The organism is Campylobacter concisus (assembly GCF_902460575.1).
Classification (GTDB): Bacteria; Campylobacterota; Campylobacteria; order Campylobacterales; family Campylobacteraceae; genus Campylobacter_A; species Campylobacter_A concisus_AW.
The window spans coordinates 117,407-139,445 of record NZ_CABPUY010000001.1 but is presented as its reverse complement, the minus strand read 5'-3'; the positions used below and the strand labels follow the sequence as shown (position 1 = coordinate 139,445).

The 22,039-nt window shown below is 38.4% G+C and carries 23 protein-coding genes; 6 read left to right on the top strand and 17 right to left on the bottom strand.

Features of this window, described 5'->3' with window-relative positions; all coding sequences use genetic code 11:
• Positions 1-32: 32 nt before the first annotated feature.
• The 3 genes from F3G76_RS00645 to rpmB all read right to left on the bottom strand — a co-directional run bounded on the left by F3G76_RS00645 (position 33) and on the right by rpmB (position 1,718).
• Positions 33-239 carry a DUF465 domain-containing protein gene (locus tag F3G76_RS00645; protein ID WP_149705633.1) on the bottom strand — a complete coding sequence of 69 codons (207 nt, stop codon included), beginning with the start codon at positions 237-239 and terminating at the stop codon, positions 33-35.
• Positions 240-373: 134 nt separating this feature from the next.
• The gene (locus F3G76_RS00640) at positions 374-1,504 is read right to left on the bottom strand and encodes a potassium channel family protein (RefSeq protein ID WP_009293929.1); all 1,131 of its coding nucleotides are present in this window, start codon (positions 1,502-1,504) and stop codon (positions 374-376) included.
• A 22-nt stretch (positions 1,505-1,526) separates the two neighbouring features.
• Entirely contained in the window at positions 1,527-1,718 is a 192-nt protein-coding gene (gene rpmB / locus F3G76_RS00635; RefSeq protein WP_002942221.1) for a 50S ribosomal protein L28, read from the bottom strand.
• Between the two features lie 151 nt (positions 1,719-1,869).
• On the opposite strand from rpmB, the gene F3G76_RS00630 reads away from it, so the two are divergent.
• Genes F3G76_RS00630 through F3G76_RS00615 form a run of 4 tightly spaced genes read left to right on the top strand, consistent with a single transcriptional unit; the run spans position 1,870 to position 5,443 of the window.
• On the top strand, positions 1,870-2,616 hold the full coding sequence (locus F3G76_RS00630; protein ID WP_149705632.1) for a hypothetical protein: 747 nt from the start codon (positions 1,870-1,872) through the stop codon (positions 2,614-2,616).
• On the top strand, positions 2,613-3,986 hold the full coding sequence (locus F3G76_RS00625; protein ID WP_149705631.1) for a prephenate dehydrogenase: 1,374 nt from the start codon (positions 2,613-2,615) through the stop codon (positions 3,984-3,986). The genes F3G76_RS00630 and F3G76_RS00625 overlap by 4 nt, the downstream gene beginning before the upstream one ends.
• A 9-nt stretch (positions 3,987-3,995) precedes the next feature.
• Positions 3,996-4,643 carry a ribulose-phosphate 3-epimerase gene (gene rpe, locus F3G76_RS00620; protein ID WP_149705630.1) on the top strand — a complete coding sequence of 216 codons (648 nt, stop codon included), beginning with the start codon at positions 3,996-3,998 and terminating at the stop codon, positions 4,641-4,643.
• Positions 4,640-5,443 (top strand): 3'-5' exonuclease, encoded by an 804-nt coding sequence (locus tag F3G76_RS00615; RefSeq protein WP_149705629.1) that lies wholly within the window; start codon positions 4,640-4,642, stop codon positions 5,441-5,443. The genes rpe and F3G76_RS00615 overlap by 4 nt, the downstream gene beginning before the upstream one ends.
• A 147-nt stretch (positions 5,444-5,590) precedes the next feature.
• On the opposite strand, the gene F3G76_RS10405 is transcribed toward F3G76_RS00615, so the two are convergent.
• The 5 genes from F3G76_RS10405 to F3G76_RS00590 form a co-directional block, all read right to left on the bottom strand.
• The gene (locus tag F3G76_RS10405; protein WP_188116262.1) at positions 5,591-5,734 is read right to left on the bottom strand and encodes a hypothetical protein; all 144 of its coding nucleotides are present in this window, start codon (positions 5,732-5,734) and stop codon (positions 5,591-5,593) included.
• A gap of 144 nt (positions 5,735-5,878) precedes the next feature.
• The gene (locus F3G76_RS00605; RefSeq protein WP_223227410.1) at positions 5,879-7,996 is read right to left on the bottom strand and encodes an RNA degradosome polyphosphate kinase; all 2,118 of its coding nucleotides are present in this window, start codon (positions 7,994-7,996) and stop codon (positions 5,879-5,881) included.
• 163 nt (positions 7,997-8,159) lie between these two features.
• Positions 8,160-8,744, bottom strand: a complete 585-nt coding sequence (locus F3G76_RS00600) for an NUDIX domain-containing protein (protein ID WP_149705628.1) — start codon at positions 8,742-8,744, stop codon at positions 8,160-8,162.
• Positions 8,729-10,096, bottom strand: coding sequence for a magnesium transporter (gene mgtE, locus F3G76_RS00595; protein WP_149705627.1), 1,368 nt, complete (start codon positions 10,094-10,096; stop codon positions 8,729-8,731). Before mgtE ends, F3G76_RS00600 begins: the two co-directional genes overlap by 16 nt.
• A gap of 9 nt (positions 10,097-10,105) precedes the next feature.
• Positions 10,106-11,275, bottom strand: coding sequence for a peptidoglycan DD-metalloendopeptidase family protein (locus F3G76_RS00590; protein ID WP_149705626.1), 1,170 nt, complete (start codon positions 11,273-11,275; stop codon positions 10,106-10,108).
• A 114-nt stretch (positions 11,276-11,389) separates the two neighbouring features.
• Here F3G76_RS00590 and F3G76_RS00585 point away from each other — a divergent pair, with 114 nt between their 5' ends.
• Positions 11,390-12,112 carry a plasminogen-binding N-terminal domain-containing protein gene (locus F3G76_RS00585; protein ID WP_002942758.1) on the top strand — a complete coding sequence of 241 codons (723 nt, stop codon included), beginning with the start codon at positions 11,390-11,392 and terminating at the stop codon, positions 12,110-12,112.
• A gap of 3 nt (positions 12,113-12,115) precedes the next feature.
• On the top strand, positions 12,116-12,937 hold the full coding sequence (locus tag F3G76_RS00580) for a YihY family inner membrane protein (RefSeq protein ID WP_002942744.1): 822 nt from the start codon (positions 12,116-12,118) through the stop codon (positions 12,935-12,937).
• A 75-nt stretch (positions 12,938-13,012) separates the two neighbouring features.
• Here F3G76_RS00580 and F3G76_RS00575 read toward each other — a convergent pair whose 3' ends face one another.
• The 9 genes from F3G76_RS00575 to F3G76_RS00535 form a co-directional block, all read right to left on the bottom strand.
• Complete coding sequence (locus F3G76_RS00575) at positions 13,013-14,038, bottom strand: hypothetical protein (protein WP_149705625.1); 1,026 nt, start codon at positions 14,036-14,038, stop codon at positions 13,013-13,015.
• Positions 14,025-14,741 (bottom strand): metallophosphoesterase, encoded by a 717-nt coding sequence (locus F3G76_RS00570; RefSeq protein WP_149705624.1) that lies wholly within the window; start codon positions 14,739-14,741, stop codon positions 14,025-14,027. The genes F3G76_RS00575 and F3G76_RS00570 overlap by 14 nt, the downstream gene beginning before the upstream one ends.
• A gap of 126 nt (positions 14,742-14,867) precedes the next feature.
• A complete protein-coding gene (locus F3G76_RS00565; RefSeq protein ID WP_149705623.1) occupies positions 14,868-16,343 on the bottom strand; it encodes an aldehyde dehydrogenase family protein in 1,476 nt (491 codons plus the stop codon).
• Between the two features lie 126 nt (positions 16,344-16,469).
• Positions 16,470-17,639, bottom strand: a complete 1,170-nt coding sequence (locus F3G76_RS00560; protein ID WP_149705622.1) for a sensor histidine kinase — start codon at positions 17,637-17,639, stop codon at positions 16,470-16,472.
• Complete coding sequence (locus tag F3G76_RS00555) at positions 17,632-18,294, bottom strand: response regulator transcription factor (RefSeq protein WP_107891798.1); 663 nt, start codon at positions 18,292-18,294, stop codon at positions 17,632-17,634. Before F3G76_RS00555 ends, F3G76_RS00560 begins: the two co-directional genes overlap by 8 nt.
• A 9-nt stretch (positions 18,295-18,303) precedes the next feature.
• Complete coding sequence (locus tag F3G76_RS00550; protein ID WP_021085558.1) at positions 18,304-18,630, bottom strand: hypothetical protein; 327 nt, start codon at positions 18,628-18,630, stop codon at positions 18,304-18,306.
• A gap of 63 nt (positions 18,631-18,693) precedes the next feature.
• The gene (locus tag F3G76_RS00545; protein ID WP_009293909.1) at positions 18,694-19,599 is read right to left on the bottom strand and encodes an AEC family transporter; all 906 of its coding nucleotides are present in this window, start codon (positions 19,597-19,599) and stop codon (positions 18,694-18,696) included.
• Positions 19,600-19,891: 292 nt separating this feature from the next.
• Positions 19,892-20,560 (bottom strand): RloB family protein, encoded by a 669-nt coding sequence (locus F3G76_RS00540; protein ID WP_107930562.1) that lies wholly within the window; start codon positions 20,558-20,560, stop codon positions 19,892-19,894.
• Positions 20,547-21,830, bottom strand: coding sequence for an AAA family ATPase (locus F3G76_RS00535; protein WP_107930560.1), 1,284 nt, complete (start codon positions 21,828-21,830; stop codon positions 20,547-20,549). The genes F3G76_RS00540 and F3G76_RS00535 overlap by 14 nt, the downstream gene beginning before the upstream one ends.
• Positions 21,831-22,039 lie beyond the last annotated feature (209 nt).

The window sequence follows — 22,039 nt, the reverse complement described above, 5'->3', positions numbered from 1 at the left end:
AAATTTGGCTCCATTGTTAGTTTGGCTTTTTCTTATTTTTGCTCTTTGTATTTTAAAACTTGAGTGTAAATTTCATCTTTTAGTTTTAATTTTTCTTTTTTCAAGGCATCAAGCTCAGAGGCTTGCACTGCTTTGCTATCTATCTTTTCATTTAGCTCGTCATGCTTTTTGCAAAGTGCGGCAAAATGAACATCAACTTTTTTCAACTCATTTATGAGATCAGTGTATTCGTGTAACATACGTAGCTCCTGTAAAAAATTTATAAATTCTAACAAGGCTTTGTAAATGTTTGGCTATCTAAATTTAGATCCATAAAAGCTTCTAGTATATAGCGGTTAAGCCAAATTTATCACAAAATGCAAAACTAAACGAACTAAACGTATTTTAGCTCTTCTGGTTTGTGTTTGCTCTTTACTAGGCGTTTGGTTAGACGTATGCCATCAACTGTACCGATGACTAAAAGCTTTGTGCCTGTGCCAATTAGAGTGTCACCATTTGGCATTGGGATAAATTTATTATTTATGTCTCTAATGCCTACCACGTCTGCATTTGTGATATTTCTTAGGTGCGTCTCTTTTAGTCTTTTAAACCTGATCCAAGAGTAGTCAGGCACAAGAATTTCTTCTATGTCGATAGGCGAACTTTTTGTGTATAGAAATTGCTCGAGTAAATTTTCCATATCAGGTCTTACGCTCATGGCACTTAGACGCTGTGCGACTAGGCGAGATGGGCTTACGACGTTGTCAGCACCAAGTTTTTTAAGCCTTTGTGTGTCATCTTCACTATCGGAGTTTGTGATGATATGGTAAGGTTTTTTGCGGCCTATCTCTTTTTCATAAAGTCTAACAGATGCGATAAGTGCGATATTATCAGCGATATTTGGGCTAAGAGTGATTAGTCCTTTTGCACTTGAAAGATGCGTTTTTAAAAAGGCTATTTGAGTGTGAGGCTGAGCTTTTATGAAGTATGGATACTTGTAAATTTGAGCTAATTCTGCGATATCTTCTCTGTCATCAACCACTACAAATGGTATGTGATTTTCACGAAACTGAGCGCTAAGCTCGATCGTGTAGAGGTTGTGATAACAAATAACGAAGTGATTTTTTAGTCTTGCGATCTTGTAAAGCATACGCCTTTCCTTTAAAATGCTAATTAATGTGCCTCTTTTTAGAACTTCTACAACGATACCGATTGATAGCGTAAAAATGATGAAGCCAACAAGGATAAATGTTATAGTAAAAATTCGCCCCTTTGGAGTTATGGGCGCAACTTCGGTAAAACCGACCGTCGTGAATGTCATACCTGCTTGGTAAAAGGCATCTATGAGAGAGAAGTTATCTATAAAGATATAACCTAGTGTTCCAAAAAGTAACAGTAATACGACTGAAATTAGTGGAAATCTAAAAGGTTTTAGTTGTTCGTAAAGCTCAGTATCTAGGCTTATTTCTGGTTTTGCAGAGTTTGACCAGTTGAGGAATTTTAAAAGTCTTGAGAGAAAAGACATAAATTCCTCTTCATTTTATCTCTTAGTTTGACTGCTTTTTCATAGTTCTTAGAGTAGAAGCAGCAACTTTTATTCTTCTTGTTGTGCCATCTTCTAGAGTAACACGGATAGTTCTAAGATTTGGTAAAAATCTTCTTTTAGTTTTATTGTTGGCGTGGCTCACGTTGTTGCCTACCATTGGTCCTTTGCCAGTTATCGCACATCTTTTTGACATTTTTTTTCCTTATAAACAAAAATTTCTGCTGATTTTATCTAAACAAAACCAAAGTATTGCTTAAAATGAACATTTATATTTATAAGTTTTGTTGATTTTTTATTTAATTAAGGCTAAAATAGCCCCAAAATAAAAAATCGGTAAAACAAAAATGCTAACTAAAAATCAAATAGATGAAATTTCAAATTTTATCTATACAATGCCCGATGCTTTTTATGAGTGCCAAAAGCACTTGGATGAGGGCGACATCACTGCTGCTATGGAGCTTTTGAGGGGTAGTGAGACTTTTAAAGCGTACTTTGCTACGATAGTAAATTTAGGCGATTTTGGCGTTCAAAACCACACTAGAGATATCTATGCTATGGCTTATCCGCTAGGCATAGACAACCTAAAAATGATAATTTGCTCTTATTTTGTTTTTATCAAATCTCCAAAAAGATATAAAAATTTTGGCGTAAATTTACACTCGATGATGGAGTTTAATGCCAAATTTCTATCTGACTGGAGCAAACTTCTAAACTATCTTGGGCTAAAAAATCAAAAAAATTTATTTCTAGCTGCCTACGCGCTAATTTTGCTTATATTTTGCGAGCTGATCTTTTTGAAGTATCCACACTCGCTTAAGCATATCGTTGGTTTTTCTGATATGAGCTTTGATAGGATCTTGCAGCGAAGGTTTGATATTTCGCTATTTGGAGTACTTTTAAAGCTTGCAGGATGGGAGAGCGATAGGCTCACTAGAGAAGAGGTTTTGGTCTTAAAATACTTTAAAATTTTGCTCTCTTATGAGGCAAGCACTGCTAAATTTTTTGACTTTGGTATCGACAGGATCACCGATGTTAGCGTCCATGCTTCGGCTGATATGGTTATAAATTTAAAAAAGGCTCTTAGAAAATGAAAGTAACTTTTGAGGGCTCTTTAGCCATTGTTAGGCCATTTGGATTTTTAGAGGTTAATATCACCCCTTCAAGCATCAAAAAGGCTGAAGTAGAGCAAATTTGCGCAAGGCAGATAAGTGCCATTTTGCTTTCATTAAAAAATGTCACCTTTTTTAGCCCTCTTTGGCTAAATAGCACGTGCGAGCATCTCTCAAGCATCGCCAGAGAGATAGGCGCTGAGTTCGCAGTTTGTGACTATGACGATACTTTTTACGAGCTTGTAGCAAAGACTTCAAAAAATATTTTGAGATTTTCACTCTTTGAAAATGAAAGAGTTGCGACGCTATTTTTAAACGATACGCTATCAGATAGTAGCGAAGCCATCGTGATTTATAACAAAAATGAGCAGTATAAAGACTACATCAACTCGCTTTTGGAGCAAAAGTGCTACAAGTGTAAATTTGTAAAAAGCGTGGAAGAATTTAATGCCGCCAAGCAAGCTTACAAATACACCATCAGCACACTAAATCACATCGTTTTAGGCAAAAAAGAGTTTAGCACCTTTGTAAGAGGCGACGTCGTTATCTACAAGACAGTAGGGCTCATGGATAGCTCTTTTGTGCAGAATTTTGACTATAAATTTCACGAAAGATTACAAAAGATAGGCTTTAAATTCTTTGTTTTTTGGTCTGATTCGGTAGGTGCTTTAAATACCATAGGTGCTAGTTTTTTGATAAAGCTATCTGAGCTGAGCCAAAAAAGTGGCGGTATATTGGCGATTTGCGGCTTAAATGAGGGCAACATCTCAGAGACACTTGCCTCAAATTTAAAAGCAGCAAAGATACTTTTATATAAAAAGATGGATGATTTTTTCAAAGATGACTCGACGCTTTATTTTAAAAAGCGCCTTATCGACATTGAGCCTACAAAGATGAATAAAAGCTTAGTTGAGTTTTTGCCACTTGTGATCTCAAGTGTCACAGACGTGCTCTCGCCTTTGATAGAGAGTGAAATTTTATGCCTTGATGCGAAGATTAGCAACTTTAACGTAGAGGGCGAAAATGACTATTTGCGGGCTTGCGTCCTCTTTTATGGCGACGTACAGATGAGAATTTTGCTTGGTGTTAAAAAGGACAAGCTTGGTAAAATTTGCTCTATTTTTTCAGATAATGGCGATCTGGAGTGTGGCTGTTTAAGCGGATTTTCTCAAATTTTTAGTATCATTGCAAGCAAAATTTTAGATATTTTCATTGAGAGAAATTTAAAGGTAAAACTTAGCAACTTTAAATTTTTCGAAAATGAGATGTTTTTTGACAGAGCAAGCAGTGGAATTTTTGCCACATTAAATGCAAAAGAGAGCCAAACTGGCGTGATTTTTATAAGTAAATAAGGATTTAAAATGTACGTTGCACCTAGTATTTTGTCGGCTGATTTCGGAAATTTGGCAGCTGAGATAAGAGCCATTTGCGAGGCTGGGTGCGATCTGGTGCATGTTGATGTTATGGACGGGCATTTTGTGCCAAATTTAACCATCGGGCCAGTCGTGGTAAGTGCCGTTGCAAAGGCTACTACAAAGCCACTTGATATTCATTTGATGGTTGAAAATAACTCATTTTTTGCTGACCTTTTTTTGCCGCTAAAACCAAAATTTCTAACCTTTCACATAGAAGAAGAGAAACATCCGATGAGACTCATCGATCACATCAGAAAAAACGGCGTAAGTCCTGGTATCGTGCTAAATCCGCACACGCCAGTTAGCGCGATCGAGCATATCATCGATGAAGTCGATATGGTGTTATTAATGAGCGTAAATCCCGGCTTTGGTGGTCAGAAATTTATGCCAGTCGTGCTTGAGAAAACAAGAGCGCTAAGAGAGCTAATAGAGCGCAAAAACGCCAAGTGTCTCATCGAAGTAGATGGCGGCGTAAACGGACTAAATGCGCCTGATCTTGAAGAGGCTGGAGCTGATATCTTGGTGGCTGGCAGCTATATCTTCTCATCAAATTCATACGAACAAGCCATTCGCGCCATAAAGCTTGAGTTTTGAAACCAAAAAAACAGCGTTTAGAAAATAGCATTGAAATTTTAGCTAGGCAAAATTTAGGCTATCACGAGTTTATCTTAAGATTTAGCGATATCGAGGAAATTTCATCGCTCATTGACGTGCGTGACCTTGATATGTGGCGAACTCTTGGGCTTGACATCACTAGAAACGAAGATAATGAGATCGAGCTTGGCACGAGATTTAGAGATATTAGCGAGCAGGAATTTTGCGTGGTTGATATCGAAACGACTGGTGGCACGACAAATGGCCAGATCATAGAAATAGGCGCTATAAAAATGAAAAATGGCACCGAAATAGGGCGCTTTGAAAGCTTTGTGGCAGCTAGTGTGGTGCCTGAAAATATCACAGAGTTAACCGGCATAAGAGCGAGCGATCTAGTTGGTGCGCCAAATTTGCTAAACGTGCTGGAGCGGTTTAAAATTTTTCTTGGAACTAGCGTCTTTATCGCACACAACGTAAATTTTGACTATGGATTTATCTCGCATAGTCTAAATGAGATCGGCCTTGGCATACTGCTAAACAGAAAGCTTTGCACCATCGATCTTAGCCGCCGCACCATCGCCTCGCAAAAATACGGCCTTGGCTCGCTAAAAGAGCTCCTTGGCATAAATAACACCCACCATAGAGCCCTAAATGACGCAATAGCAGCAGCCGAAATCTTTAAAGTCTGTCTCACGCGCCTGCCTTTTAGCATCCAAACGACAGAGGATCTCATAAACTTTAGCAAAAATGCCCCAAGCGTAAAGCTAAAACCAGAGCCAGTTTTAAAAGCTTTGGAGTAGGGCTGGTTTAAATTTAAGCCACTTGGCTGGGAATTTAGAAATTTGATTTAGTTGAGGACTTTTAAACTAGACTTTATGTCCTTGTGTAGTTTGCGGTCATCATGCTTTCAAAAACGGCGCGTTCAATCGCCTTGCAAGCGCTGATCTTTACAAAATCCTTGAAACAACGTCGCCGTTGTGATAAATTTCTCGTGAATGCCAGTTTTGTATGCGTAAAATAGCCAAGCCGTCGCTACTGATGACGCAGTTTGCTAGGCGGGTTGCTTTTGTAGCTAAATTTAGAGCTTGCACCAATGTGAAATTTTACTTTTGCTAAAATTGCTAGCTAAATTTGGAGTTAAATTTAGCTAGAAATTAAAATTAGTCTTTGGATTTAAGATTTAGGATTAATAGTAAAAATGGCTTCTAAACTTAAATTTAAAAGCCATTTATTTTTTAGCTCTCTTTTAAAAGCTTGCTTGCAAGCATGTCAGCTTTTGCTTTGTCGGTGTCTTTTTTGACGGATTTATAAATTTTAGAGATATAGTTTTCTAAAACTTCGTGGCAAGAGATCACTTTTTCGCCCTCGCGTCTAGCTACTTTTACATATTCGCCGTTATTTTGTAGCTCAAATGCTAGGTCGTTATCGCTTAGCTGAAGCTCTAAAATTTCAAGCAGTCTCTCTTGCAGTCTTGGCTCAAAGATAGGCGTCATGAGCTCCAAGCGGCGCTCTAAATTTCGTGGCATCCAGTCAGCGCTTGAGATGTAAATTTTTGGGTTAGCGTGTTTGAAATATAAAATTCTAGCGTGCTCCAAGTATTTGCCAATGATCGAGCGAACTCTTATGTTTTCACTTTTGCCTTTTACGCCAGGCCTTAGTCCGCACACACCTCTGACGATTAAGTCGATCTTCACACCTGCGTTTGAGGCGCGGCTAAGCTCGTTTATCACGTCTTCGTCTATTAGTGCGTTCATCTTGGCGATGATCCTGCCCTCACTGCCTTTGCTAGCTTCCACTCTTATCTTTTCGATGATGCGCTCTTTTATCTGAAAGGGCGACATGCTAAGGGCGTTTAGACGGCGGTTTTTGTTATATCCTGAGAGGATGTGAAAAAACGAGGTTGTATCTTGGCTAAATTCCTCTTTGCTAGTAAATAGGCTAACGTCGGTGTAAATTTTTGCCGAGCTACCGTTGTAGTTGCCAGTGCCAAAGTGCATGTAAAATTTGAGTTTATCGCCGATCTGGCGGATCACTTGGCTAACTTTTGCATGGACTTTAAAACCTGTGATGCCATATATCACGTGTGCGCCAGCATCTTCAAGCGCCTTTGCCCAGTGCAAGTTATTTTCTTCATCAAACCTTGCTTTAAGCTCGACCATCACGGTTACTTGTTTGCCGTCGCTTGCAGCGTCTATTAGGCTTTGAATGATCGGCGAGTTTTTATCGACCCTGTAAAGCGTCATGCGTATAGAGATCACCTTTGGATCTTTGCTCGCTTCTCTTATAAAGCTAACGACTGGATCAAAGCTCTCAAATGGATGAACTAGCAGCACATCCTCTTTGTCTATGGCGTCAAAGATCGAGACGCCATTGCCAAATGGAGGCAGGGTTTTTGGGGCGTAGGGCGGGTTTGCTAGGTGGCTAAAGTTCTTACTCCCAGCTATCTCCCAAAGAGAGCTAAGTGTGAGCGGGATGCTTGAAAAATAGATATCTTTGTGAAAAATTTTCATATGGAAATTTAAAAACTCTAAGATATCAGCGTCCGCATCTTTATCTATCTGCATACGAACAAAAGCCCCTTTTCTACGAAGCTTTAGCCCTTGCTCAAGTATCATCATAAAATCATCCGCCTCTTCTTCTTCGATGACGATATCAGCGTTTCTTGTCACTCTAAAAGCAGCCGAGCTAATGAGCTTATACCCTGGGAAAATTTCTTCTGCGTGGCGGTGAACGATCGTCTCTATAGGCACGAAGACGTTGCTACTTGGCTGGGTAAATCTTGGCAGAACTCTTGAAATTCTTATCATGCCGTATTTTAAAATTTCAGGATGCTCTATGTCAGCAAGCTTAACGGCAAGCGAGAAGCTAAGGTTGTTTAGGTGCGGAAATGGATGTGTAGCATCAACAGCGATAGGCACGATAACTGGCAGGATGTTTGAGAAAAAATACTCGTCGCATTTTTGCTTTAAACTATCATCAAGCTCGTCATAGTTTTTGATAAAAAGACCCTCTTTGCTAAGCGCATCAACGGTGCTTTTGTAGTGGCTTTCAACTAAATTTTGCTCATCTTGAAGATATTTTCTGATCTCACGTAGTTGATCAAGTGGGCTCATGCCATCGCTGCTACTTGTCGTCACTCCAGCTGCAAAAAGCTGCTTTAGACCAGCTACTCTTATCATATAAAATTCATCAAGATTTGTCATATAAATGGCTATAAATTTTAGCTTTTCAAGTAAAGGTATATCCTTTTCACACTGAGCGAGCACCCTTGAGTTGAAGCGTAGCCAGCTTAATTCGCGGTTGATAAAAAGAGTTTCATTTTCGCTCATCATTTTCTCCTTATAATTTTTGATTATTTTATGATATGTGCGGTTATAAAGTTCTTATTTTGTTAAAAATTTAGTTACAATAGTGCAAATTTTAAACATAAAGGTTTCTTATGTCGGATTATATTATTTTAGTTGGCATTTTTATTGTGGCGGTTGTTGTCTTTGCGCTTATCAAAAAGGTCTCATTTTAGCCTTTAAATTTCTCCCACCACAAGTAGGCAAAGATGAGCCCAAAGCCCTTGACCTTGCTCTCATCAAAGGCAAATTTCATCATATCTTCTCGTTTTATAAAAACTAGCTCGATATCCTCGCCATCGACGCCACCACCCGCATTTACTTTCATACTCTCATCGATCTTTGCGTAAAACATCGTTTGAGTGTTGCCACCAAAGCCAAAAGCGCCATACGTCATCGTGATATGCTCCATCTCTTTTAGCTCATATCCGACCTCTTCGACTGCCTCTTCTCTAGCTGTTTGCTCTTCGCTTAGCCCCTTATCCATAAGCCCTGCGCAAAGCTCATAGGTAAAGCCTTGCTCATTTGTTTTGATGCCTTCTTTTTCTTGCGAGTACCAAACAGCTGGGCGAAACTGCTTGACAAACAAAAATGCATCTTTTTGCTCGTGATATAAAAATATACTAACGCTATTCATCACTTTGACGCAGTCCCAGTCCCTTTGCAAGCCATTTTGTTTAAATTTCATCTTAAATGGCTTTAGGTATTTTGACTCACCAAGAGGTAAAATTTCTAAATTTGTTATAGTAGTATCCATTTTGCAAGTCCTAAAAAGCTAAAAAATCCTATCGCATCAGTAAATGTAGTAAGAATGACCGCCGAGCCAACGGCAGGATCGATGTTAAAGCGCCTTAGCGTCAAAGGTATGATCGTGCCAAAAAAACCAGCAAAGAATAAATTTGTAACCATACTAAGGCCAATAACCACGCCAAGCATGCCTTTATCAAACCAAACAGCGGCGATGACGCCCATGATAGCGCCAAAGATGAGGCCATTTACGAGTGAGATCGTCACCTCGCGCTTTAAAACGCTCTTTGCATCTTTAAATTCTATCTCGCCAAGTGCCAAACGACGAACCGTAACGGCAAGTGCTTGCGTGCCAGTGTTGCCACCCATTGAAGCAACTATTGGCATCAAAACTGCAAGTGCGACGTAAGCTGCGATCGTCTCATCAAAAAGTCCGATGATAGATGAGCTAAAAAGTGCTGTTAGTAAATTTACACCAAGCCAAACCGCACGGCCACGACCCGCTTTAAATAGCGTATCGTCCTCTTCTGACTCGTCATCAACGCCAGCTAGGTTATAAATTTGCTCTGTAGCGCTCTCTTGGATGTAGTCATGGATATCATCATACGTGATACGACCAAGCAGTATGCCAGTGCTACTTGTAACTGCGATAACGTTTAGATCGTACTCTTGAAACATATCAGCGACATCTTGCATGAGATCCATATCGTTTGCCATGTGAGGCTTGTAGTGGTCGATCTGGGTTGATTCGATATTTTGTTTTAGCGTCTTTGTAAAGTCAAAGAGGATGAGATCTTCAAGTGGGATGGCGTATTGCAAGACGCTATTTTTATCGATGATGAAAAGCTGTGAGACATTTTCTAGTTTGCCTTCTTGCTTCTCTTGTCTTAGTCTTGCGACTGCGCTGCCAAGCTTCTCTTCAAGATGAGCTGAAAATAGCTCTGTTTGCATGTGCGCACCAGCTCTATCTTCGTCGTAGCTTCTAAGTCTTAAAATTTCGTTTTGATTTTCTTTATCTAGCTCGTTAAAAAGCTCTCTAGCCTTGTCCTCATCGATATCCTCGATGTATTGAAGTAGGTCTGTCGCATCGTCACTCTCTAGCTCTTCAAGCGCTTCTACGATCTTTTCAGCTGGGAGCGTGTCGATCACGTCTTTTAGCATGTGATCAGGTAACTCTATCGCCACATCACCCAAAATTTCAGGATCTAGTTTTTCAAGGTACTTGGCAAAAAGCTCTTCATCGTGCTTTTTAAGTGTTTTAAGATGCTGGGCTAGCTCGTAAGGGGAGAGCTCACCGTCTTCTAAATTTTCATTTAAGTGCTGATCTATCAGCTCTTTTGCTTCTTCTAGTTCTTGGCTCAAGTTTTACCTTTAAAAATCTATTACGTTAGGGAAAAATTCCACCTTGTGATACTCTTTGTCGTTGTTTAGAGCTTGTCTTATCAGCTCATCATCTCTATTTATGACTGCTTTAAATTTAGCCGACTCTTTTTTATCTTCTATATTTTTTACGACTTTGATGGCGCTTTCTGGATTGATCGGCTTGCCACCTAGATAGAGGCCAAAGTGCAAGTGTGGGCCAGTGCTCATGCCGCTTGTGCCAACGTATGCTATTAGCGTGCCTTGTTTTACTTTAAGACCGCTTCTTATGCCCTTTGCAAAGCCATTTAGATGAGCATAAAGTGTCTCGTAGCCGCCAGCGTGAGAGATGATGACGGTTCTGCCATAACCGCTCTTTTGTCCGACAAATTTGACCGTGCCATCGCCTGCAGCCTTGATCGGTGTGCCTTTTGGAGCACCATAATCAACTCCAAGGTGCGCTCTATATCTTTGAAGGATCGGATGCCATCTTTTTAGGGTGAAATTTGATGTGATCCTAGCGTTTGCAAGTGGGCGAACGAGCAAAAATTTATCATTTTTCTTGCCATTTTTATCATAAAATTTATCTTCAAATTTATACATCACGTAGCGTTTGTTTTTAGTTTCTATCATCGCTGCGTAAATTTCAGGCGTGCCAAAAGAGCGCCCCATGCGTAGTTTTTGGTTATAAACGATAGCGATCGTATCGCCTTTGTTTATCTTTTTAAAATCAATCCCGCTGCCGCTAAAAACCTCTTTGAAACCAAGTGCTAGCGTGCCAGAGCCAGTGTAGTCAAAGATATCTTCAGAGACTGATTTATCGACTTTTAGGGCTAAAACTTTATCTTCGCTTTGGTATAAGATCGGGATAAACTCAAGCTGAAATTTGCCCTTATCATCTCTATAAATATGTATCTGAAGCTCGTCACTAACGGGGATGAGAGCTTGTTTAACCTCGCCGTTATCGTCTTTGTAAATTTGATATTTTGTGCCGGCGATGATCTCTTCTGTTAGCTCTTGATCTTCGCTTGCTAGGTTGTAGTAAAGTGAAAGTGGGATTTTATTTGTCTCTAGGAAATTTAAAAAGCTGCTGCCATTTGGCCAACTAAGCTCATCAACAGTTGGTTTTATGGCATATAAATTTATACATAATATTGCAAAAATCACAAAAATACGAGGCATCGATATCCTTTTAAAAAGCTGGGAGAGATTTTAACTAAAACTTGCTTTAATTTTGCAAAAGATAAAGCATTTTAGGCTATAATCGCTCTAAAAATTTAAACTTAGGAGATATTTTTGAAACGTATAATCGTGATTTTATCGCTGTTTTTTGGCTTTGCTTTTGGGGCTGATTTTTCTTTAAATGAGTATAGAACTCCTCTTATTAGCGTCGAGAGTGACGGCACAGCAACGATAGTTGATAGTCCTGAAATTTTGATCGGATCAAGCGGCGTCGTGCTCCATAAATTTGACACTGATAGCTCTATCATCGCAAGAGTGAGCGTTGTCTCAAAAAATGCCGGCTTTGCGAAGGTTAGATTTGAGGTGTTTGACCTACTTGAGCAAAAGGCTCTCCCACTCCCTGGCATCGCACCTGCAAGTGGCGATATAGTCGTGCTAAACTACCTTTATAACCGCTCGCTAATCGTCGTGCCAAATAAAGAAATTTATGAAGAGGTTTTGGGCGCATTTCCTAATATGATATTTATCCATCCAGACCTTGTCGGAGCATACTTAAGCTACGAATACAAGCCAAATCCAAGCAGAGATGACTTTAGAAAGATGTGCGCTCAAAGTGCAGCTGGACTTATCTTTGTCGCGATGGATGGCAGAAGCGTTTTTGCTGATTGTCAAAGCTTTAAGGTGCTAAAGGAGTTTAAAACTGGCGAGGTTGAGTACTATCAACTACCATTTTATACAAGAGTTAGCGACATAGACACTGTATTTTGGAAGCTAAATAGCGAGCACATCAACAACTACGACGCTCACTACGAAAAACTTTTTGAAGAAGACAACTGATAAATGAGCCGTTTGTCCTTAAGCAAGAGCGATTTAAAGAGTGGTTTAAATTTGCTAGCTGCTCTTAAGGACAAAGAGCTCTTTCACTACGCAGCAAGCCTTAGTTTTCACACGATCTTATCGATCATACCGATACTTCTTATATCGTTTTCTATCTTTACAAAACTTCCTAGCTTTGAGGATTATTACGCCAAAATTCAAGACTTTGTCTTCTCAGCTCTTTTGCCAAGCAACCAAGAGATCATCTCAAACTACTTGCAAAATTTTCTCCAAAATAGCGGAAATTTAGGCATAGTTGGCTTTGTGGCGATGATATTTACTTCAGCTATGTTTTTTAGCGACTATGAATACGTAGTCTTAAAAGTGACAAGAGCTAGTAAGGCTAGGGGATTTTGGTCGGCACTTAGCTCGTACTGGACGCTTATCACACTTGCACCACTCGGACTCGCTGGCAGCTTTTACCTCTCAAGCCTTGTGCAAGAGATGCTAAACTCGACTAAATTTACAAGCTGGATAAATTTCTTAAGCATCGTGCCATATCTCATCATCTGGGTGATATTTTGCGTCACATATCTCATCTCAGTAAATGACGAGATAAAATTTAAAAGCGCGTTTTTTAGCTCATTTGCCGCCTCGCTCGTTTGGTATCTTGGCAAGTCAGCCTTTGTCTATTATGTCCTTTACAACAAGACCTATCTAAGCGTCTATGGCTCGTTTTCAGCCGTGCTTTTCTTCTTTGTCTGGATCTACATCTCGTGGATCATCTTTTTATATGGGCTTAAATTTTGCGCCTATCTCTCAAATAGCTCTAAATTTAAAGGATAAATTTATTGCCAGCTGGCTATTTTAAATTTACCAGCTAGCAGGATATGTAATATTTTACGTTAAATTTTTATGTATCTAGCGTTTAAACTCGCAAATTTCTATCTTGATATCAAGCTCTTTGCTAAATTTGCTAACAGCCTTTTCAAGCTCGTCTTTATCAAAGCAGATAAGATCAACATAAGAGTGCTTAGTGCCAGTCGCTGCGCCCATACTCTCGCAAAAAGTACTAGTTTCAAGCTCATCTTCTATCTTGTTTTTGCTATCAACACCAAACTGCACATCGCCACCGTGATCAAGGGCTAAAAAGCAGAAATTTATGCCAAGCTCGTAGGCTTCATTATAGATATCGCTTTTGCCGTCATAGTATTCATTTAGTAGCGAGGTTAGGCTCGTATATCCCATAAATACATCATCTCTTAGTGCGTCTGAGCGGGGTTCAAGCTCATAAAAGCTAAACTGCTTTAGCGGTTCGCTCGAGGCCTCTTTGCCAAATTTATCATCTATAAGATCGGCAAAGTCGGTAAGCGCGACGCCTTTTTCTCTTGGCTCATCTACGATCTCAAAGTCTCCAAGTGTGTTTATCATCGCTGTCTCGCCAACAACATTGTCGCAAAGTATGAAAGCTAGTGTGTAGGCCTTGTTTTCATCTTCGCTTTTTAGCTTGCTTAAAGTCTCGTTGTATAGGCACATATCCACGCTTTTTTCTTCAAAATTTGCATAGACCATGACCTCATTTGCATCAACACTCACGCCATACATCTGTATAGTGGCTACGTCGCGTGGTGCACGTGGTTTGCCAAGCGTGCAAGTAAGCTTTGTCTCATACTCTTTTGGCATGCGTGATTTGATAAATTTAAGCCAAAAAAGCCTATATTTCATCCCTTCTGGTGTTAGCACTAGATCGATCTTATTATCAACAAGGCCTATCATAAAAGTTGGATCTACTAAACATAAATTTAGCGCCTCCTCAGTCATTTTACTCGCTGTTTCGTAATTTTTATCCTCTAAATTACGCTTGATGACATCTAAATTTTTACCAAGTTCGCTCCAAAATTTATCAACCCTACTAGCAAAGCTAGAACTCTTTTTAGAAAACCACATCTTTATCCTTTTTGTTAAAATTTTCAACATTTCTTTGCGTATAAATTTTCATCGATGGAAATTCTAACGCACTTAGTTTGTCATAACCAACTTCATTAAAAACGCAGCCAGTGTCGATATCTGCGCTATTTTTATAAAATTTTACCTCTCTTACTGGCGTGTGACCATAGACATTAAATATGCCACTAACTTGCATCTCGTCGCCTCTGCCTGAGAGCAGGTGCCTTTTAAACTCTTCACTAGCGTATTTGTCGTTTCTTAGCTCCCACATATTGCCAACGGCTGAGTGAGAGACGACTAGATGCTCGCCATTTTGGGTTTTATAATCTTTAAATTCCAGATAAACTGGCCTGCTTTCTAAAAAATCCACATGCCTTTGCTTAAACTCTACGCTTTGTCCAAGATATGATCTATATGTCTCTTCTCCGCCGTTTCCAAAGAACCAGCTCCTGTCAAATGGCACTTTGTTGTTTAGAAATTCAAGTTTATTGCTTAGCAGTCTTCGCTCGTGATTTCCCATGACCATTTTATAGTCATTTTGCATGATAAGTTCGACCACGTCGCAGCTAAAAAGCCCACGATCTATCACGTCGCCAACAAAGCAAATTTGAGATTTTTCTTTGTTTGGAAACTGCTTGATAAGCTCTAAAAGCGTGTTAAAACAGCCGTGAACGTCGCCGATAATGTAAATTTGCTCGCTCAAATTTTCTCCTTTGGCGCAAATTTTAGTCTATTAAACTTAAAAATAAAGATTGTTATTTGTTGATAAATTTAGAATGAAATTTTATTTATGAAATTTAAAGCAGTAGGGGGGCAAAACCCCCTAAAATCATTGTGCGTAAAAGCCGCTTACTTTGCCAGTGAGATCTATCATGATGTTTTTCATCTGAGTGTAGTGCTCAAGTATGATCTTGTGCGTCTCACGGCCGATACCTGAGTTTTTATATCCACCAAATGGGCTGCCTGCTGGGATTTGGTTATAAGTGTTGATCCAGACCCTGCCAGTCTCCATAGACCTTGCGACACGAAGTGCTTTTGTGATGTCTTGCGTGAAAATTCCGCCACCAAGGCCGTATTCGCTATCATTTACCATTTTGATAAGCTCGGCTTCATCTTTAAATTTGATGACGACGCCAACTGGTCCAAAAATTTCTTCCTGAGCCACTCTCATATCGTTTGTCACATCAACTAGCAGCGTTGGCTCGACAAATGCGCCATTGTTGCAACCATTTGCAGTGTAGGCCTTGCCTCCGACTGCTACTTTTGCACCTTCTTTTTTGCCGATCTCGACATATTCTAGAATTTGCTCGGCTTGTTTTTTATTGATCTGAGAGCCCATTTGAGTCTTAGGATCAAGCGGATCGCCAACTTTTATGGTACTAAATTTCTTAACAGCAGCCTCTATAAATTTGTCATAAAAGCTCTCTTCTACGAAAATTCTAGACCCTGCGCAGCAAACTTGACCTTGGTTAAACAAAATTCCAAGCTGAAGGCCGTCAAGCGCCTTGTCTAAATTTGCGTCGCTAAAGAAGATGTTTGCGCTCTTGCCGCCAAGCTCAAGTGTAGCTGGGATGATACGGCGAGCCGCAGCTATGGCGATATCACGGCCGATCTCGGTTGAGCCAGTAAATGCTAGCTTGTCAAGGCCTGGGTGGTTTTTGATCCACTCGCCGCTCTTGCTGCCTTTGCCCGTTACTATGTTTATCAAACCTTTTGGCAAAATTTTATCTATCAGCCTAAATAGCTCAAGCACGCTTAGGCTTGTCTCGCTTGAAGGCTTAAACACGCTCGCATCGCCTGCTGCGATCACTGGAGCTAGCTTCCAAGCTGCCATTAAAAATGGAAAATTCCAAGGCACGATCTGACCCACGACGCCTATTGGTTCGCGCAAAACGATAGAGAGTTGCTTCTCGTCAAGCACATTTGCGCTGCCTTCTTCGCCCATGATAACGCCAGCAAAGTACCTAAAATGCTCAGCTGCAAAAGGGATATCGACATTTAGCGTTTCACGGATTGGCTTGCCGTTGTCCATACTCTCGACTTTTGCGAGGTGCTCTTTGTGTTCGTCGATGATATCAGCGATCTTGTTTAGTAGCTTTGCTCGCTCGCTAATTGTGGTGTGTTTAAATTTCTTAAAAGCTTCACGTGCAGCACGAACTGCGTCATTTACATCTTCTTCGGTAGCGTCAGCGATCTTTGCAAGGTGCTCGCCGTTTGCTGGATTTTTGGCATCAAGTGTAGCACCGTCTTTTGCGTCACGCCACTCACCATTTATGAAAAGCCCGTATTTTTCAAGTAGTTTCATACTTTTCTCCTTGATTAAGATTTTGTAAAAGGATTATAATATTAATAAAATTTATCAAAAATAAATTTTGGGTATAAATTCTTTTTTTTAATAAATTTTATTATTTAGAGTAGGGTAGTTTTAAATTTAGCTCTGCCAAGAGAGCAAAAACGTAGTCTCGCCATCAAGCTCGCTTTGGCATTTTACGGCGATGCCATTTTTCTTGCAGCACTCTTTTACTAAATTTAGCCCTATGCCAAAGCCGCCTTGATCGTCGTTAAATCTCGTGTAACGATCAAAAATTTTCATCTGCTGCTCTTTACTGATGCCACGTCCAGTGTTGCTTATGCTAAAGAAATTTGGCCCTAAAATGATGCTAACCTTTGAATTTGTCGCTGCATATTTTGAGGCGTTGCTTAAGAGGTTGTCTAAAATTTTACTCACATCTTCAAGGTCTGCGTTTATAAAACTAGGCTTTAGGCTAGCGTCTATCTTAAGTCCGCGTTTGGCAAAAAATGGTGAAAAATAGTTTAGCCTTTGCGTGGTTAGCAAATTTAGATCTATTAGCTCTTTTTTGCTTGGCCTATCAAGGTTAAAACTTAGATGAACGAGCGCGTCATAGATGCTGCCTAGGCTCTTTGCAGCAAGGCTGATGTTGTTAAAGCGCTTTAAATTTCGCTCATTTAGGTTTTCACGATCGGCTGTTTCTATGCTCATCGAGATGACGCTTAGGGGCGTGTTTATCTCGTGTGTTGAGTCTTTTATGAAGTGATTTAGCGTATCTATCTTTTCATAAAGTGGCTTTAGGCTTAGTTTTGCTAAGTAAAAGGCGATGAAAAGCAGTATAAAAAGGAAAAATATAGCATCCATAACGCATGAAATTACAAGGGATAAGATCTCTTTTTTGATGTCCTTGCCAACTAAAAATATCTCAGCGCTAGAAAGCTCATCTGTTATGTCGTTATCCATGCTTTGGATGTTTTCAAAGATCGTAACCTTGCCGTTTATCAAATTTATATTTTTTTCTTTATCTATGTTTTCGCAGGCAAAGTCTTGATAAATTTTCGCTCCATTTTTTGAAATGATGCAGGCTTTTACCCCTTTTTCTTTTGTTAGGCTTGAAACCGAACTAAGACCATTTGTCCTTGCTTTCATGTAAATGCCCATCTTGATCTCTTTTAGGCTTTTTACCTCGTTTAAGATGAGTGCTTCTTTTTTATTTTGGTAGTCGTGTATAAAAAAATAGCTCAAAAATAGCACAGAGCTAACAAGATAGAGGGATAAAATTTTAAATAAAATTTGCGTCTTTTCAGACATAGATGTAGCCGTCTCCACGCTTGTTTAAAATGGCATCTTTGCCTAAAATTTGGCGTAAATTTTTGATATATACACGAAGGCTAAGCTCGCTTGGCTCCTCGTCAAAACTCCAAATTTTATTAAAAATTTCATCTTTGGTTAAAATTTTGCCCTTGTTTTGCAAAAATAGGGCGAGCAGGTCGCTCTCTTTGCTCGAGATATTTACATTTTCGCCGTTTTTACTTAGAGTTTTGCTCTGTGGGTGAAAGCAAAGATCATCTAAAATTTTGATATCTTCGCCGTTTTGGTGTGAGAAATTTCTTTTTATGAGAGCTTGCATGCGGATAAGTAGCTCTTTTAGCTCAAATGGCTTTTTTAGATAGTCATCGCAGCCGCTTTTGTAGCCTTTTTCAAGGTCGTCTATGGTGTTTAGCGAGGTGGTAAATATGCTAGGTGTTGTGACGCCAAGCTCACGTAGCGATGAAAGTAGGGAGAAGCCGTCGCCTTGCGGGAGTTTGACGTCTAGTATAAGTAGGTCAAAATTTCGCTCGTATGCAAGATCTAGTGCGTCTTTGGCATTGTTTGTAGTGGTGACATCGTAACCATTTTCGCCCAGATACTCGCTTATTAGATCAAGTAATGTTTCATCATCTTCAACAAGCAAAATTCTGACCATCAAGTGCCTTTACATGCCTTTTTTCATTTCGTCTTTCATGCCCATGTCGTCTTTTTTCATACCCATGTCATCTTTTTTCATTTCGTCTTTCATGCCCATGTCGTCTTTTTTCATACCCATGTCGTCTTTTTTCATTTCGTCTTTCATGCCCATGTCTTCTTTTTTAGCTTCGTGTTTTTTGACAGGATGTTTTTTAGACATATCATCTTTCATCATCTGCTCTTTCTTCATCATCTCATCTTTGCCCATCTTGTCCTTTTGCATCATTTCAGTAGCATTTGCAAGACCGCCAAACATAAACATAGCACCAAGTGCAACTAAGATTAACTTTTTCATAAAGTCTCCTTTAAATTAAATTATGTTGCAATTGTAGTCACTTAGTGTGAAATAAGTGTGAATTTATGCAAATACAAAATAGATAACTGGTAACGTGATAAATGAAAAAAGCACACCGATAGCTACTGATGAGATGGCTAGAGAGCTATCAAGTCCAGCTTTTATGACCATCGCACTTGCAAGGGCTGATGTCGGCATCGCACATTGAAAGAGACCAACGACCCAAGTTTTGCTCATCTGGATACCTGAGACTTTTAATATGATAAAAAATACGATAGCTGGCAAGATCATTTTGCACAAAAGCACGACGCTAACGCCTTTATATGAGCTTGTGATACTGCTAAAGTTAAGACCAACGCCGATCGCAAAAAGTGCGACTGGAGTGACGCTGCCTTCAAACATCCTAAGTGGCGCAAAGATAAAATCTGGAAGTGGGACTTCTTTTAAGATAAGACCCATAATAAGCGCGATAAATGGTGGAAATTTTAAAATTTTCATTGTATTTTGAAATAGAGAAACCTTCTCTGGTGCGGCAAAAGATAGGATGAGTGGTCCAAGGATCGAGAGCGGGATACCAGTGGCTATTTGATCATAAAAGATGACCTCATTTACCATTGCATCGCCAAAGAAGCCCTGAATGACAGGCATACCGACAAATAGTGTGTTACCAAAAAGGCTTAGCATGACCATACTAACGGTTGTTATTTTGGTAAATTTAAAAACCTTACCTATGACAAATGCCAAAGCGGCGCTAATGGCGGTTGATGCAAAGCCAATAAGGATCGTGTTTATAAGTGAGGCATCGACATTTACGTGGTAAATTTTGTCAAAGATTAGCGCAGGCATTGCAAAACAAAGGACAAAATCCACAAATGGGATCGAGTGCTTTTGCTCAACAATGCCGACTTTTTTAGCAAAAAAACCAGTTGCGATTATAAAAAATATTGCAAAAAGTGGTGTGAAATTCATAGCAGTCTCTTTTAAGTTTGGAATTTACAAAGAATTGATTATATGCCCCAAAAGATTAAATTACAATAAACTTTTTTGGATTTTACCCTTAAATTTAAACCCTAGTATCAACCTTTTTGTAAAATTTATCTCTTTCATCTATCTTTTCTTTATTTTTTAGATCGTTTTCAAGATAGCTAATATTATAAATTTCTCTTGCAGATATGCTTTTGTATTGTTTGATTTTAATTATATAATAGGTGTCTTTAGAAATTTTTACTTTTTTGTGCTGTGGGTATATAAATATTTTAATTTAGATGTTATTAAGTTCTAGCACTAGCTTATGAATAGTAGTTGACGGGTTGTCGCTTTCTGGTTTATGGTTGTTCCCGTAGTTGGTCAGAAGTTTTTCTGCATTTTTGATAGCTGTTTGCTGTTTTACCAATAATTTTTCATATATCTTTTGCGTCTGTTCTTTTGTCTTTATATTTTCTTCATTTAAATTTTGAAATTCGCCTGGAAAATTTCTTTTGAGTTCAATAATAACATCTTTTAGAATTTTATCTCTCATTATGCTGGTGTCTATATATCTAAAATGCAACAAATACCACAATTCAAAGCTGTCATTTGCATAAGCTACTTTTATATCTTTTTTATTTGCATCTTTTATTGCGTTGTTAAAGTCTTGTATATCATGCCCAGATCTATCACATCCCATTTTTGCATCTCGGTCTATAACTATCCATTTACTATTAAAGTCTTTATATGTTATATTCCCATCCTTATAATTTTGTAAATCTTGTAAAACTCCTTTTGGGTTATTGTGTCTATGATTTGCTATAACAAAAGAATGTGGTGTAATTTTTTTCTCTTCCTTTAGTTTTGAAACAATTTGTTTAAAATATTCAGGAGATGAAACACTGTCTTCACATGCTATGATAATACCGCAAATTTGCTCTCTGGTATTTCTACTCCTTTTCATTTTTAGCCTTTGAAAAATCGAAATTTATGTAAGGCAACGCACCATAATTTCCCATTTTATAATGTTTCGCAAAATTTATACCATTTCTTACGCCCTTGATATCTAAAAGCGAGTAAAATTCAGATGCACCGAATTTATCCTTTTGGGCAAACCATATCTGATCTCGGTTGAAAAGCGAAAAGACATTTAGGTCGTGAGTAGTAAAAATAAGTTGTGCTCCATTTTCATTATATTCACTATTAAAAAGCTTAACGATAGTAGCTGTAATAAACGGGTGCAAACTAGCTTCTAACTCATCTATAAGTAAAACGTTTCCATTTTCAAGCGAATCAAATACCGGTCCAAGTATCTGAAAAAGTTTTTGAGTTCCAGTGCTCTCATCGTTTAAATCAAATAATTCTTTGCCAATTAATTCATTTTTCTCATTGTATGCGTCATGGCTTGTGTTTATACTGATTGCTTTCATTTTATCAGGTGATATATCATTCGGAAAATTTGGGAAATTTCGTAAAAAATCAAGCATATCAGCCGGTATATCTTCTTCCTTGTGATGAATATCTTTTATTCCAGTATCCATTTTTTGTATGAAATCAACTATCTTTTTTCTTAAGTTATCATCATCTTTGATCATTTTATTAGTAATACCAGTATAATTATTTGATTCGCTCGCGTCTATTAGTTTTATATTCGACATATATTTTAAAATTTTATGCGATATTTGACCTTTTTCTTCGTCGCATTTCCATAAAAATAACCTATTGTCAAGTAGTTTAATTTTTTTATTTACTTTATCAAAAAAAGGCGCCCCTTCTTTAAATTTGCCTGCATTTACATAATCTTCGCCTAGGCCATTTCTATAAAAAAGTCTTGAGTTTTTACCTTTTTCATCTGCATACAAATATTCTTCATAAACCTTATCTGCATCATTCGAAAAGCCGTATGTATATTTTGTGTCATCTATTGTAAATATCATTTCAAACTTGGAAGGTTTAACCTTATTTTTTGTATTTAACAGATAAGGGGCATAGCCCAGCTTATCTACTGATTGAATTACTTTATTCATATTTCTGGTTAGATTTTTAAAAAAAGATAATGCTTTTAATAAATTTGATTTTCCGCTAGCGTTTGCACCATAAATTACAGCAGTCTTTAAAATTTTATTTTTTCTAAAAGCAACTGAATTCTTATCGTTGCCATTGTCTGCAAGCATACTAAATTCTATTTTACCTTTAAAAGATAAAAAATTTTCTGCATAAAAACTAATCAACATGTGATTTTCCTATAAATACATAAGATACTTTGGAAGTATATCATAATAAAGGTAGATTTTGTAAAAAAAATACAAATTATGCAATTAAAATATAAGAGGATAAATTATATTAATTTAATATATTGTGTACATTTTTGATTTATAGGTATTTTATTTTTTGTTGCATAAATTATACTCTTATACTTCTTGTGTTTAAAAATGTTTAATGA